The sequence below is a fragment of the Citrobacter portucalensis genome, from assembly GCF_023374935.1.
Classification (GTDB): domain Bacteria; phylum Pseudomonadota; class Gammaproteobacteria; order Enterobacterales; family Enterobacteriaceae; genus Citrobacter; species Citrobacter portucalensis.
This window is the reverse complement of sequence record NZ_CP092466.1, coordinates 4,730,190-4,742,138: the sequence shown is the minus strand read 5'-3', so window position 1 is coordinate 4,742,138 and position 11,949 is coordinate 4,730,190. Positions and strand designations below refer to the sequence as shown.

General features: G+C 52.9%; 13 protein-coding genes. 11 read left to right on the top strand and 2 right to left on the bottom strand.

What is annotated here, in order from left to right:
- Positions 1 to 137: 137 nt before the first annotated feature.
- From LY264_RS22885 to LY264_RS22870, 4 genes are all read left to right on the top strand, one after another.
- Positions 138 to 506 carry a diacylglycerol kinase gene (locus tag LY264_RS22885; protein ID WP_003826594.1) on the top strand — a complete coding sequence of 123 codons (369 nt, stop codon included), beginning with the start codon at positions 138 to 140 and terminating at the stop codon, positions 504 to 506.
- Positions 507 to 615: 109 nt separating this feature from the next.
- Positions 616 to 1,224: a transcriptional repressor LexA gene (gene lexA, locus LY264_RS22880; protein ID WP_003826596.1), complete on the top strand. Its 609-nt coding sequence runs from the start codon at positions 616 to 618 to the stop codon at positions 1,222 to 1,224.
- 131 nt (positions 1,225 to 1,355) lie between these two features.
- Entirely contained in the window at positions 1,356 to 2,675 is a 1,320-nt protein-coding gene (gene dinF, locus LY264_RS22875) for an MATE family efflux transporter DinF (protein WP_048227489.1), read from the top strand.
- A gap of 136 nt (positions 2,676 to 2,811) precedes the next feature.
- Positions 2,812 to 3,021 (top strand): CsbD family protein, encoded by a 210-nt coding sequence (locus LY264_RS22870; protein ID WP_003031706.1) that lies wholly within the window; start codon positions 2,812 to 2,814, stop codon positions 3,019 to 3,021.
- Between the two features lie 48 nt (positions 3,022 to 3,069).
- Here the strand turns inward: LY264_RS22870 and zur are convergent, their stop codons facing one another.
- A complete protein-coding gene (gene zur / locus LY264_RS22865) occupies positions 3,070 to 3,588 on the bottom strand; it encodes a zinc uptake transcriptional repressor Zur (protein WP_003031709.1) in 519 nt (172 codons plus the stop codon).
- Positions 3,589 to 3,703: 115 nt separating this feature from the next.
- Here zur and LY264_RS22860 point away from each other — a divergent pair, with 115 nt between their 5' ends.
- The 3 genes from LY264_RS22860 to pspG all read left to right on the top strand — a co-directional run bounded on the left by LY264_RS22860 (position 3,704) and on the right by pspG (position 5,674).
- Positions 3,704 to 4,192 (top strand): cupin domain-containing protein, encoded by a 489-nt coding sequence (locus LY264_RS22860; RefSeq protein ID WP_003031710.1) that lies wholly within the window; start codon positions 3,704 to 3,706, stop codon positions 4,190 to 4,192.
- A gap of 107 nt (positions 4,193 to 4,299) precedes the next feature.
- On the top strand, positions 4,300 to 5,298 hold the full coding sequence (gene dusA / locus LY264_RS22855) for a tRNA dihydrouridine(20/20a) synthase DusA (RefSeq protein ID WP_048227488.1): 999 nt from the start codon (positions 4,300 to 4,302) through the stop codon (positions 5,296 to 5,298).
- Positions 5,299 to 5,431: 133 nt separating this feature from the next.
- On the top strand, positions 5,432 to 5,674 hold the full coding sequence (gene pspG, locus LY264_RS22850; protein WP_048227487.1) for an envelope stress response protein PspG: 243 nt from the start codon (positions 5,432 to 5,434) through the stop codon (positions 5,672 to 5,674).
- A 178-nt stretch (positions 5,675 to 5,852) separates the two neighbouring features.
- On the opposite strand, the gene LY264_RS22845 is transcribed toward pspG, so the two are convergent.
- Entirely contained in the window at positions 5,853 to 6,836 is a 984-nt protein-coding gene (locus LY264_RS22845; RefSeq protein WP_008786924.1) for a quinone oxidoreductase, read from the bottom strand.
- Between the two features lie 64 nt (positions 6,837 to 6,900).
- On the opposite strand from LY264_RS22845, the gene dnaB reads away from it, so the two are divergent.
- The 4 genes from dnaB (at position 6,901) to aphA (ending at position 11,830) form a co-directional block, all read left to right on the top strand.
- On the top strand, positions 6,901 to 8,316 hold the full coding sequence (gene dnaB / locus LY264_RS22840; protein WP_003826610.1) for a replicative DNA helicase: 1,416 nt from the start codon (positions 6,901 to 6,903) through the stop codon (positions 8,314 to 8,316).
- Between the two features lie 214 nt (positions 8,317 to 8,530).
- The gene (gene alr / locus LY264_RS22835) at positions 8,531 to 9,610 is read left to right on the top strand and encodes an alanine racemase (protein ID WP_003826612.1); all 1,080 of its coding nucleotides are present in this window, start codon (positions 8,531 to 8,533) and stop codon (positions 9,608 to 9,610) included.
- A 128-nt stretch (positions 9,611 to 9,738) separates the two neighbouring features.
- Positions 9,739 to 10,932 carry an aromatic amino acid transaminase gene (tyrB, locus tag LY264_RS22830; protein ID WP_048227486.1) on the top strand — a complete coding sequence of 398 codons (1,194 nt, stop codon included), beginning with the start codon at positions 9,739 to 9,741 and terminating at the stop codon, positions 10,930 to 10,932.
- A 184-nt stretch (positions 10,933 to 11,116) separates the two neighbouring features.
- On the top strand, positions 11,117 to 11,830 hold the full coding sequence (gene aphA, locus LY264_RS22825) for an acid phosphatase AphA (protein WP_048227485.1): 714 nt from the start codon (positions 11,117 to 11,119) through the stop codon (positions 11,828 to 11,830).
- The last annotated feature ends 119 nt before the right edge of the window (positions 11,831 to 11,949 follow it).

Genomic DNA, 11,949 nt, shown 5'->3' with positions numbered 1-11,949 from the left:
TGCGCTGCAAGGATATCAGAAAGTTTAGTGAATTTCTGTGGTATCCGGTCATACTTCGCGCTGCTTTGCCACACCCTGAACAAACGGGGTAACGTTACAATGACATTGACGCTAATAATGTAAAAAGGTTCTTTTTGATGGCCAATAATACCACTGGATTCACCCGAATTATCAAAGCTGCAGGTTATTCCTGGAAAGGTTTTCGCGCCGCATGGATTAATGAGGCGGCATTCCGTCAGGAAAGTGTTGCTGTCCTGCTGGGCGTCGCCATCGCCTGCTGGCTGGATGTTGATGCAATTACCCGCGTGTTGTTGATTGGTTCTGTGATGCTGGTGATGATCGTTGAAATCCTCAACAGTGCGATTGAAGCGGTGGTTGATCGTATTGGTTCTGAGTACCACGAACTTTCCGGCCGGGCGAAAGATATGGGGTCGGCTGCGGTATTGCTGTCTATTTTTGTCGCTCTAATCACTTGGGGCATCCTGTTGTGGTCGCATTTGCGATAAGGCTTCCACAACTGCATAAATCTCCTGTTTTTTGTGCAGTTTGCGGTTCCAAAATCGCCTTTAGCTGTATATACTCACAGCATAACTGTATATACACCCAGGGGGCGGAATGAAAGCGTTAACGGCCAGGCAACAAGAGGTGTTTGATCTCATTAGAGATCACATCAGCCAGACAGGTATGCCACCGACGCGTGCGGAGATCGCGCAGCGTTTGGGGTTCCGTTCCCCAAACGCAGCTGAAGAACACCTGAAAGCGCTGGCGCGTAAAGGTGTGCTGGAAATTGTATCCGGCGCATCGCGCGGTATTCGACTGTTGCAGGAAGAAGAAGAAGGGTTACCGCTTGTGGGGCGCGTGGCAGCCGGTGAGCCACTTCTGGCGCAGCAGCACATCGAAGGCCACTATCAAGTCGATCCTTCACTGTTCAAACCGAACGCCGATTTTCTTCTGCGCGTTAGCGGTATGTCGATGAAAGATATCGGGATTATGGACGGTGATTTACTCGCTGTGCATAAAACCCAGGACGTGCGTAACGGCCAGGTTGTTGTTGCCCGTATTGATGACGAAGTTACGGTTAAGCGCCTGAAAAAGCAGGGAAACAAGGTTGAACTCCTGCCAGAAAACAGTGAATTTAAACCTATCGTTGTCGACCTGCGCGAACAAAACTTCACTATTGAAGGGCTGGCAGTAGGCGTCATCCGTAACGGTGAATGGCTGTAATTTTCTGTTGAATCCCTGTAGGCCGGATAAGACGATGACGTCGCCATCCGGCAACGTGCCCGGTAGCGCTGCGCTTGCCGGGCCTGCATTACATTGTCCAGTACGTCTAACTTCTTCTCAGGCCCTCCTGTATGCCTTTCTTTACCTCTTCTGATAAAGCACTCTGGCACCTCGCCTTACCCATGATCTTTTCCAATATCACCGTTCCCCTGCTGGGACTGGTGGATACCGCGGTGATTGGTCATCTGGATAGTCCGGTCTATCTTGGCGGTGTTGCGGTTGGTGCTACGGCAACCAGTTTTCTTTTTATGCTGCTGCTTTTTTTGCGCATGAGCACCACCGGTCTTACCGCCCAGGCATTTGGTGCGAAAAATCCGCAGGCGCTGGCGCGCGCACTGGTGCAGCCGCTCATGCTGGCGCTGGGAGCAGGGTTGCTTATCGCACTTTTTCGTACGCCGATTATCGATCTGGCTCTGCACATTGTTGGCGGAAGTGAAGCGGTACTGGAGCAGGCCCGACGTTTCCTCGAAATTCGCTGGTTAAGCGCACCCGCCTCGCTGGCGAATCTGGTGCTGCTCGGCTGGCTGCTTGGCGTTCAGTATGCGCGTGCGCCGGTTATCTTGTTGATTGTCGGTAATATTCTCAACATTGTGCTCGATATATGGCTGGTGATGGGCCTGCATATGAACGTGCAAGGTGCGGCACTGGCAACGGTGATTGCTGAATATGCCACCTTGCTGATCGGCCTGATGATGGTGCGCAAAGTCCTGCATATGCGCGGAATTTCGCTGGCAATGCTGAAGCAGGCGTGGCGTGGCAACTTCCGCCGTTTGCTGGCGCTTAACCGTGACATCATGTTGCGCTCGCTACTGCTGCAGCTCTGTTTTGGCGCAATCACGGTGCTGGGTGCGCGTCTGGGAGGCGATATCATTGCGGTTAATGCCGTTCTGATGACCCTGTTAACCTTTACCGCCTACGCGCTGGATGGATTTGCCTATGCCGTGGAAGCGCATTCGGGCCAGGCCTATGGGGCGCGAGATGGTAGCCAGTTGCAGGACGTCTGGCGGGCGGCCTGCCGACAGTCCGGTATTGTGGCTATTTTGTTTTCGCTGGTTTATGCCCTGTTTGGCGAGCAGATTGTTGCGCTGCTGACCTCGCTGCCGCAGATCCAACAGCTGGCCGATCGCTATCTTTTCTGGCAGGTGGTGTTACCGCTGGTGGGTGTCTGGTGTTATCTGCTCGACGGAATGTTTATTGGCGCGACGCGCGCGGCAGAAATGCGCAACAGTATGGCCGTTGCTGCCACAGGATTCGCATTAACGCTGCTGACTTTGCCGTGGCTGGGAAACCATGGCTTGTGGTTGGCGTTAACCGTTTTCCTGGCGTTGCGCGGGCTTTCACTGGCCTTTATCTGGCGACGTCACTGGCGTAATGGAACCTGGTTTGCCTGAGCGGGATGGTTAAAAATTCCGAATAGTAAATAAAACCCAGAATCACTGACTACACTTATTCTCACGTCCAGCAAAAACAGCATGTGTCTGGACATGGCACTCTCGCTATTCACAACCTAACGATGAGGACTTGATGATGAATAAAGACGAAGTCGGCGGCAACTGGAAGCAGTTTAAAGGTAAAGTGAAAGAGCAATGGGGCAAACTGACCGATGATGATATGACGGTCATTGAAGGTAAACGTGACCAACTGGTCGGTAAAGTCCAGGAGCGTTACGGTTACGCGAAAGATCAGGCGGAGAAAGAAGTTAACGATTGGGAAAAACGTAATGATTACCGCTGGTAATTAACCCTTCCCTCCTGAGAGTACAAGGATGTACGCTCTCCCGCTTACCTAGCGCCCAACTTTCTTCTTCACCTGAATCGTATGGTCATGCTGGCACTCGCCAGGATGGCGGCAAGATTCAACTTCCACACAGGCCGGACACAGCCCGTGGGCTTCAATAACGTTATGCCGCAGTGCAAAGCCCATTTTTGCCGCCAGCGTATGCATAATGTCTTCCACGCCTTCCGCACACTCTTCTTTTACCACGCCACAGCGGTCGCAAATGAACATTGCGGAACTGTGGGTTGGCTGATCGAACAGATGACAAAGCACATAGCTGTTGGTGGATTCCACCTTGTGCACGAAACCTTGTTCCAGCAGAAAATCGAGCGCACGATATACGGTAGGTGGTTTAGCCTGTGGCTCAGTTTCCCGCAACAGGTCGAGCAGGTCATAGGCGCTGATCGCACCTTCCTGCAGGCTCATCAGACGCAGTACTTCGAGGCGTTGTGGCGTAAGCCGCACGTTGCGTTGCGCGCAGAGTTTTTCAGCTTGAGCCAATAACTCTTGCGTAGTGGTTTTGTCCATTTGGCGCCTCGATTTGCGTGGAAGGTTAATCCCTTACTTTAACATGTTCTGCTTAAAACGCCGAGATCCACCGTGGTGTGCTATACCTGACGCATCGCAATACTGGAAAATAACCATGAAAAGACCCGATTGTATTCGCCACTGGCGTGAGGTTGAGGGGGCTGATGACTCCACTTATCCTGACAGCGATGAGCTATTTGCTATTGGCGCGCCGCTTGCCCGCAAGTTGGGGTTAGGACGACTCGGCATTCATCATGAACGCCTGCCGCCGGGTCGGCGCACGTCGTACCCGCACGCTGAAAGCGATGAAGAAGAATTTATCTACGTGCTGGAAGGTTATCCTGAGGCCTGGATTAACGGGTATTTATGGAAGCTGGAACCGGGCGACAGCGTCGGTTTCCCGGCAGGTACAGGCGTGTGCCATACCTTTATCAATAACACCAGTGAAGAGGTGCGCCTGTTAGTCGTGGGTGAGGCGAACAAAAAATACAACCGCATTTATTATCCGCTTAACCCGGTCTACGCCGCTACACGTGAGGATCGCTGGGTCGACCATCCGCCACAGTTTTTTGGATCTCACGACGGAAAACCGGGGCGTAAATAGCTTTTGTTTAGGGTCAGGGGGAGTGAGCCGCGAGGATGTGGCTCACTATCGTAACGGTCTATGCTATAGTAGCGCCCCTTTTTTAACCGGATGCTTGAATATTCGCCATGCTGCCTGAATCTCAGTCTACCGCTTTTCCCGCTCATCGTTTTTCTATCGCGCCGATGCTCGACTGGACGGACAGACACTGCCGCTACTTTTTGCGCTTACTGTCCAGCCAGACGCTGCTCTATACGGAGATGGTAACCACTGGGGCAATCATTCATGGTAAAGGCGATTATCTGGCGTATAGCGAAGAAGAACATCCGGTCGCATTGCAACTGGGCGGGAGCGATCCTGCGGCGCTGGCGCAGTGTGCTAAGCTCGCTGAACAGCGGGGCTACGACGAAATTAACCTCAACGTGGGTTGTCCTTCCGACCGCGTACAGAATGGTATGTTTGGTGCCTGCCTGATGGGGAATGCGCAACTGGTCGCCGATTGTGTCAAAGCGATGCGCGACGTGGTGTCGATTCCGGTTACGGTGAAAACTCGTATCGGCATTGATGACCAGGACAGCTACGAATTCCTCTGCGATTTCATCAACACGGTATCTGGCAAAGGCGAATGTGAGATGTTTATCATTCACGCCCGCAAGGCCTGGCTGTCAGGGTTAAGCCCGAAAGAAAACCGCGAAATTCCACCGCTGGATTATGACCGTGTTTATCAGTTAAAGCGCGATTTTCCGCATCTGACGATGTCGATCAACGGCGGCATTAAATCGTTGGAAGAAGCGAAAATTCATCTGCAACATATGGATGGCGTGATGGTGGGGCGTGAGGCGTATCAAAACCCAGGCATTCTGGCGTCCGTTGACCGCGAGATTTTTGCAGCTACCACCAAAGATTCCGATCCAGTCGCCGTGGTGCGTGCCATGTACCCGTATATTGAGCGTGAACTGAGTAAGGGAACCTATTTGGGACATGTGACACGCCATATGTTGGGGCTGTTTCAGGGTATTCCCGGTGCGCGCCAGTGGCGTCGTTACCTGAGCGAGAATGCACATAAAGCCGGGGCAGATATTAACGTTCTGGAGCACGCGCTGAAGCTGGTGGCAGACAAGGGTTAAGTTTTCACCAAAAGTTAGTTAATTTCACCACGCCCTGCGCTTTGTCGCGGGGCGTTTTCTTTATAAATCAACGCATTATTTTTGGCATGTTTCTTGTAAAGCAATGGAGAGAATTTCATTTCGGGAGAGAGCCATGCTGGAACTACTTTTTGTGATTGGATTTTTTATCATGCTGATGGTCACCGGCGTATCTTTGCTGGGCGTTCTGGCCGCATTGGTCGTAGCCACCGCCGTGATGTTTCTGGGCGGACTATTTGCCTTGATGATTAAACTGTTGCCCTGGCTGCTACTGGCTGTTGCCGTGGTGTGGGTGATCAAGACGATAAAAGCGCCAAAAGTCCCACAGTATCAGCGCAATAACCGCCGGTTTTACTAAGGTATTGAGCGGTACGTCACAACCTGCAACATTGCCTTTAGAACCAAATAGGAATTGATTATCAAATCTGTCACTATTGCCAGGTTAACGAATTCATCGAGCTGTACCCTACATACAGCCGAACTAAAAAAGAAAGGGCTTCCTGCGGGAAGCCCTAATTCTTTCTTTCCCCGTCATCTTAAGGAATTAGCAAACTCGATCCCTGCGTGGCACGGCTTTCCAGTACTTCATGAGCACGCTGTGCATCGTGCAGTGCGAACGTTTGACCAGGCGCGACATCCACTTTGATCACTCCGCTGGCAATCAGCGAGAAAAGCTCATTGCTGGCTTCGGTTAATTCGCGGTGGTTGGTGATGTAACCCTGTAGAGAAGGACGGGTCACGTAGAGCGAACCTTTCTGGTTCAGAATGCCTAAGTTCACGCCAGTAACCGGCCCGGAAGCATTACCAAAGCTGACCATTAGTCCCCGGCGCTGCAAACAATCCAGCGAGGCTTCCCATGTATCTTTCCCCACCGAGTCATACACCACCCGCACTTTTTTACCGCCAGTTACCTCTTTCACTCGCTCAACAATGCTCTCTTCACGATAGTTGATGACCTGCCATGCGCCAGCCTGCAGCGCAATTTGCGCTTTTTGCGCACTGCCGACAGTACCAATCAGCTTCGCACCCAATGCTTTTGCCCACTGGCAGGCAATCATACCGACGCCACCTGCGGCTGCGTGGAATAAAAACGGTTCGTCAGGCTGGATTTCATAGGTTTTGCGTAACAGATAAAAAACGGTTAGCCCTTTAAGAAACGAGGCGGCAGCTTGTTCAAACGAGATAGCGTTAGGCAGGATGGCGGCTTTATCGGCCGGAACGTTATGCACTGAGCTGTAGGCGCCAAGAGCAGACTGGGCATACACCACGCGATCGCCAGCTTTAATGTGTGTTACTTTGCTGCCAACTTTGCTGACTACGCCGGCGGCTTCGGTACCCAGCCCGCTGGGCAGAGATGGCGGCGGATAAAGACCACTGCGGATGTAGGTGTCGATATAGTTGATCCCAATCGCTTTGTTCTCGACCTGGATTTCGTTTTCCGCCGGGTCTACGGGCGTAAACTCCACCGCCTTGAGTACATCAGGGCCACCATGCTTGTGAAATTCAATACGTGTTGCCATGCTTCCTCCAAAAGAAATGTGGTAATCTTTCGACCCAATCATTATCTCGGTAACTCCATTCACTATGGCAGGAAATAAACCCTTCAACAAACAACAGACTGATGCTCGTGAGCGCGATCCCCAGGTCGCCGGGCTGAAAGTACCGCCGCACTCGATTGAAGCGGAACAGTCGGTGTTGGGCGGTTTAATGCTGGATAACGAACGCTGGGACGATGTCGCCGAGCGTGTGGTGGCGGAAGATTTTTATACCCGTCCGCACCGGCATATCTTCACGGAAATGCATCGCCTGCAGGAGATGGGAAAACCCATCGATCTGATCACGCTGGCAGAGTCGCTGGAAGTTCAGGGACAACTGGACAGCGTCGGCGGTTTTGCTTACCTGGCTGAGTTGTCTAAAAACACGCCAAGTGCGGCCAACATTAGCGCCTATGCGGATATCGTCCGCGAACGTGCCGTTGTCCGTGACATGATTTCGGTGGCTAACGAAATCGCGGAAGCCGGGTTTGATCCGCAGGGACGTTCCAGTGAAGACCTGCTGGATCTCGCGGAATCCCGCGTCTTTAAAATCGCTGAAAGCCGCGCCAACAAAGACGAAGGCCCGAAAAACATTACCGATGTGCTCGACGCCACCGTCGCGCGTATCGAGCAGCTGTTCCAGCAACCGCACGACGGCGTCACCGGGGTGAATACCGGTTATGACGACCTCAATAAAAAGACTGCTGGTTTGCAGCCGTCAGACTTAATTATTGTCGCCGCGCGTCCGTCGATGGGTAAAACGACATTTGCAATGAACCTCGTTGAAAATGCGGCGATGTTGCAGGATAAGCCGGTTCTTATCTTTAGTCTTGAAATGCCCTCAGAACAGATCATGATGCGTTCCCTGGCCTCGCTCTCACGCGTAGACCAAACTAAAATCCGTACCGGTCAACTGGATGATGAGGACTGGGCGCGAATTTCCGGAACAATGGGTATTTTGCTGGAGAAACGAAACATCTATATTGATGACTCTTCCGGCCTGACGCCAACGGAAGTGCGTTCGCGTGCCCGTCGTATCGCCCGTGAACACGGCGGTATCGGACTTATCATGATCGACTACCTGCAGCTGATGCGCGTGCCGTCGCTTTCCGACAACCGTACGCTGGAAATTGCTGAAATTTCCCGCTCGCTGAAAGCGTTAGCGAAAGAACTGCATGTACCGGTGGTGGCGCTGTCGCAGCTTAACCGCTCTCTGGAACAACGTGCCGACAAGCGTCCGGTCAACTCGGATCTGCGTGAGTCTGGCTCCATCGAGCAGGATGCCGACTTAATCATGTTTATCTATCGTGATGAGGTTTATCACGAAAACAGCGACCTGAAAGGGATCGCAGAAATCATTATTGGTAAGCAACGTAACGGCCCGATCGGTACGGTGCGCCTGACGTTTAACGGTCAGTGGTCGCGCTTCGATAACTATGCGGGCCCACAATACGACGACGAATAAATCTCCGTCATCCTTCATGCTGCAGATGCGTTGACTACGCCCGTTCACCCCAGTCACTTAGTTTACTAAGCTCCCGGGGATTCTCTGGCTTGTCGCGTGACTTGGACTGCGTCCTCGCCCCTTCGGGGCCAGCGCAGGCGCTGTTCAAAAACGCCAAAGCGTTTTTGTCCTGCAACACGAATGATTTAGGAAATTCTTTTATTAAGGAATACAAATGCAAGCGGCAACTGTAGTCATTAACCGCCGCGCTCTGCGACACAACCTGCAACGTCTGCGTGAACTGGCTCCAGCCAGCAAACTGGTTGCGGTCGTGAAAGCGAACGCCTACGGCCATGGTCTGTTAGAGACCGCGCGAACGCTCCCCGATGCGGACGCTTTTGGTGTCGCTCGTCTTGAAGAAGCCCTGCGCTTGCGAGCGGGAGGGATCACGCAGCCCATCCTGCTGCTGGAGGGATTTTTTGATGCCTCCGATCTGCCGACTATTTCCGCGCAGCGCCTGCATACTGCCGTCCACAACCAGGAGCAGCTCGAAGCTCTGGAAGCCGCTAAACTGGCTGAACCCGTTACCGTCTGGATGAAGCTCGATACCGGTATGCATCGCCTGGGCGTACGCCCTGAGCAGGCCGAGGCGTTTTATCAGCGCTTAACACAGTGTGAAAACGTGCGCCAGCCGGTCAATATCGTCAGCCACTTTGCTCGTGCGGATGAGCCTGAGTGTGGCGCGACCGAAAAACAACTCGATATCTTCAACAGTTTTTGTGAAGGCAAACCGGGGCAGCGTTCGATTGCCGCGTCGGGTGGTATTTTGCTGTGGCCGCAGTCTCACTTCGACTGGGCGCGTCCGGGGCTGATTCTGTATGGCGTATCGCCACTGGAAAATCACTCCATCGGCGCTGATTTTGGCTGCCAGCCGGTAATGTCGCTGACCTCAAGTCTGATTGCGGTGCGTGAGCACAAAGCGGGCGAGCCGGTTGGTTATGGAGGAACCTGGCTGAGCGAGCGCGACACGCGTCTTGGCGTGGTAGCGATGGGCTATGGCGATGGTTATCCGCGCGCAGCGCCTTCGGGGACGCCGGTACTGGTCAACGGCCGTGAAGTGCCGATTGTCGGTCGCGTCGCGATGGATATGATTTGCGTCGATTTAGGCCCCGAAGCGCAGGATAAAGCCGGCGATTCGGTGATTCTGTGGGGCGAGGGCTTGCCCGTTGAACGCATTGCTGAAATGACGAAAGTAAGTGCTTACGAACTTATTACGCGCCTGACCTCAAGGGTAGCGATGAAGTATATCGATTAGCAGCATGATGTGCCGGACAGGTGGTTACGCCGCCTTCCGGCAATATTCCTCTCAACATCCTCTCGATCTTCTCCCACTTCCGGTTTATTGTGTTCTTAACCCCTGCCTGTAAACCCGGAGAACCACACGTGTTTCAAAAAGTTGACGCCTACGCCGGCGACCCGATTTTATCGCTCATGGAGCGCTTCAAAGAAGATTCACGTAGCGACAAAGTGAATCTCAGCATCGGCCTGTATTACAACGAAGACGGCATTATTCCTCAGCTTAAAGCTGTGGCGGAAGCGGAAGCCCGCCTCAATGCCAAACCGCATGGCGCTTCGCTGTATCTGCCGATGGAAGGTCTGAACACGTATCGCCATACTATTGCGCCGCTGCTGTTTGGCGCAGAACATCCGGTTCTCCAGCAGCAGCGCGTCGCAACCATTCAGACGCTGGGCGGCTCCGGTGCGTTAAAGGTTGGCGCAGACTTCCTGAAACGTTATTTCCCTGATTCTGGCGTGTGGGTCAGCGATCCGACCTGGGAAAACCATATCGCGATTTTTGAAGGTGCCGGATTCGAAGTAAGCACTTACCCATGGTATGACGACACGACCAACGGCGTGCGTTTCAACGACCTGCTGGCAACGCTGAATACCCTACCGGCGCGCAGCATCGTGCTGCTACATCCGTGCTGCCATAACCCGACAGGGGCGGATTTAAGGCCTACGCAGTGGGATAGCGTTATTGAGATCCTGAAAGCACGCGATCTGATCCCGTTCCTGGATATTGCTTACCAGGGCTTTGGTGGTGGAATGGAAGACGACGCCTATGCGATTCGCGCCATTGCCAGCGCCGGATTGCCCGCTCTTGTCAGCAACTCATTCTCGAAGATTTTCTCCTTGTACGGCGAGCGTGTCGGCGGACTGTCAGTGGTATGTGAAGACGCTGATACCGCCAGCCGCGTGCTGGGGCAGCTAAAAGCGACGGTGCGTCGAAACTACTCCAGCCCGCCAAACTTTGGTGCGCAGGTAGTTGCCGCGGTACTGGGTGATGACGCGCTGAAAGCCAATTGGCTGGCGGAAGTTGAAGAGATGCGTACCCGCATTCTGGCGATGCGCCAGGAGTTGGTTAACGTATTGAATACGGAGATCCCAGGCCGTAACTTTGACTACCTGCTGCAACAGCGCGGGATGTTCAGCTATACCGGGCTTAGCGCAGCCCAGGTTGATCGTCTGCGCGATGAGTTCGGTGTATACCTGATCGCCAGCGGTCGCATGTGCGTGGCCGGGTTGAATCACGGTAACGTGCAGCGCGTGGCGAAGGCATTTGCCGCCGTCATGTAACCGACTTTGCAGGCCTGATAAGCGTCGCGCTATCAGGCCTGTTTTCCAATGTGATCGTGCTCCTTTTCCAGGACAAAACCAGAGAAAATCCTTCCTTTCCCTCCCCCTAAGGGGTAAGGTCAGATAGTTTTTTGACCAGTTGTTAATAAAAAAATGATAACTAACTGACTACTTAGGGAAAAATATGCGCAAGTTTACGTTGGCACTGAGTGCCGTTTGTTTATTGTTCACGCTTAATCAGCCAGCCCAGGCACTCGTTTCTTCTCCCTCTCAGCTCAATCCAGGCACTAACGTTGCAAAGCTCGCTGAGCAGGCTCCCATTCACTGGGTCTCCGTGGCACAAATTGAAAACAGCCTGACCGGACGTCCGCCGATGGCCGTCGGGTTTGATATCGATGACACTGTCCTCTTTTCCAGCCCAGGCTTCTGGCGCGGTAAAAAAACGTATTCTCCGGACAGTGAGGATTACCTGAAGAATCCGGCCTTCTGGGAAAAAATGAACAATGGCTGGGACGAGTTCAGTATTCCAAAAGAAGTCGCGCGCCAACTGATTGATATGCACGTGCGTCGCGGTGACAGCATCTTTTTCGTGACCGGGCGTAGCCAGACGAAGACTGAAACGGTGTCGAAAACGTTGTCTGATAACTTTCACATCCCAGCTGGAAATATGAATCCGGTCATTTTTGCCGGCGACAAGCCGGGTCAGAACACCAAAACGCAGTGGCTGCAGGATAAAAATATCCGCATGTTCTACGGTGACTCCGATAATGACATCACTGCCGCTCGCGACGTGGGTATTCGCGGTATTCGCATTTTGCGCGCCTCTAACTCCACTTATAAGCCGCTGCCACTGGCCGGTGCGTTTGGTGAAGAGGTGATCGTCAACTCGGAATATTAAGGACGCTGGCTGCGGATTGCTGTTTTTTTAAACAAATTTACATTGCTGGCTTTTACCTTTTGCGGACTTGCTGCACACTGAATAAAAGATGTTCTCATGAGGCAATATGCTGGTAAGGG

Bases quoted from the DNA above. Each gene is read 5' to 3' on its own strand.
- LY264_RS22885 (WP_003826594.1), top strand. From the start codon at position 138: ATGGCCAATAATACCACTGGATTCACCCGAATTATCAAAGCTGCAGGT.
- lexA (WP_003826596.1), top strand. From the start codon at position 616: ATGAAAGCGTTAACGGCCAGGCAACAAGAGGTGTTTGATCTCATTAGA.
- dinF (WP_048227489.1), top strand. From the start codon at position 1,356: ATGCCTTTCTTTACCTCTTCTGATAAAGCACTCTGGCACCTCGCCTTA.
- LY264_RS22870 (WP_003031706.1), top strand. From the start codon at position 2,812: ATGAATAAAGACGAAGTCGGCGGCAACTGGAAGCAGTTTAAAGGTAAA.
- zur (WP_003031709.1), bottom strand. From the start codon at position 3,588: ATGGACAAAACCACTACGCAAGAGTTATTGGCTCAAGCTGAAAAACTC.
- LY264_RS22860 (WP_003031710.1), top strand. From the start codon at position 3,704: ATGAAAAGACCCGATTGTATTCGCCACTGGCGTGAGGTTGAGGGGGCT.
- dusA (WP_048227488.1), top strand. From the start codon at position 4,300: ATGCTGCCTGAATCTCAGTCTACCGCTTTTCCCGCTCATCGTTTTTCT.
- pspG (WP_048227487.1), top strand. From the start codon at position 5,432: ATGCTGGAACTACTTTTTGTGATTGGATTTTTTATCATGCTGATGGTC.
- LY264_RS22845 (WP_008786924.1), bottom strand. From the start codon at position 6,836: ATGGCAACACGTATTGAATTTCACAAGCATGGTGGCCCTGATGTACTC.
- dnaB (WP_003826610.1), top strand. From the start codon at position 6,901: ATGGCAGGAAATAAACCCTTCAACAAACAACAGACTGATGCTCGTGAG.
- alr (WP_003826612.1), top strand. From the start codon at position 8,531: ATGCAAGCGGCAACTGTAGTCATTAACCGCCGCGCTCTGCGACACAAC.
- aphA (WP_048227485.1), top strand. From the start codon at position 11,117: ATGCGCAAGTTTACGTTGGCACTGAGTGCCGTTTGTTTATTGTTCACG.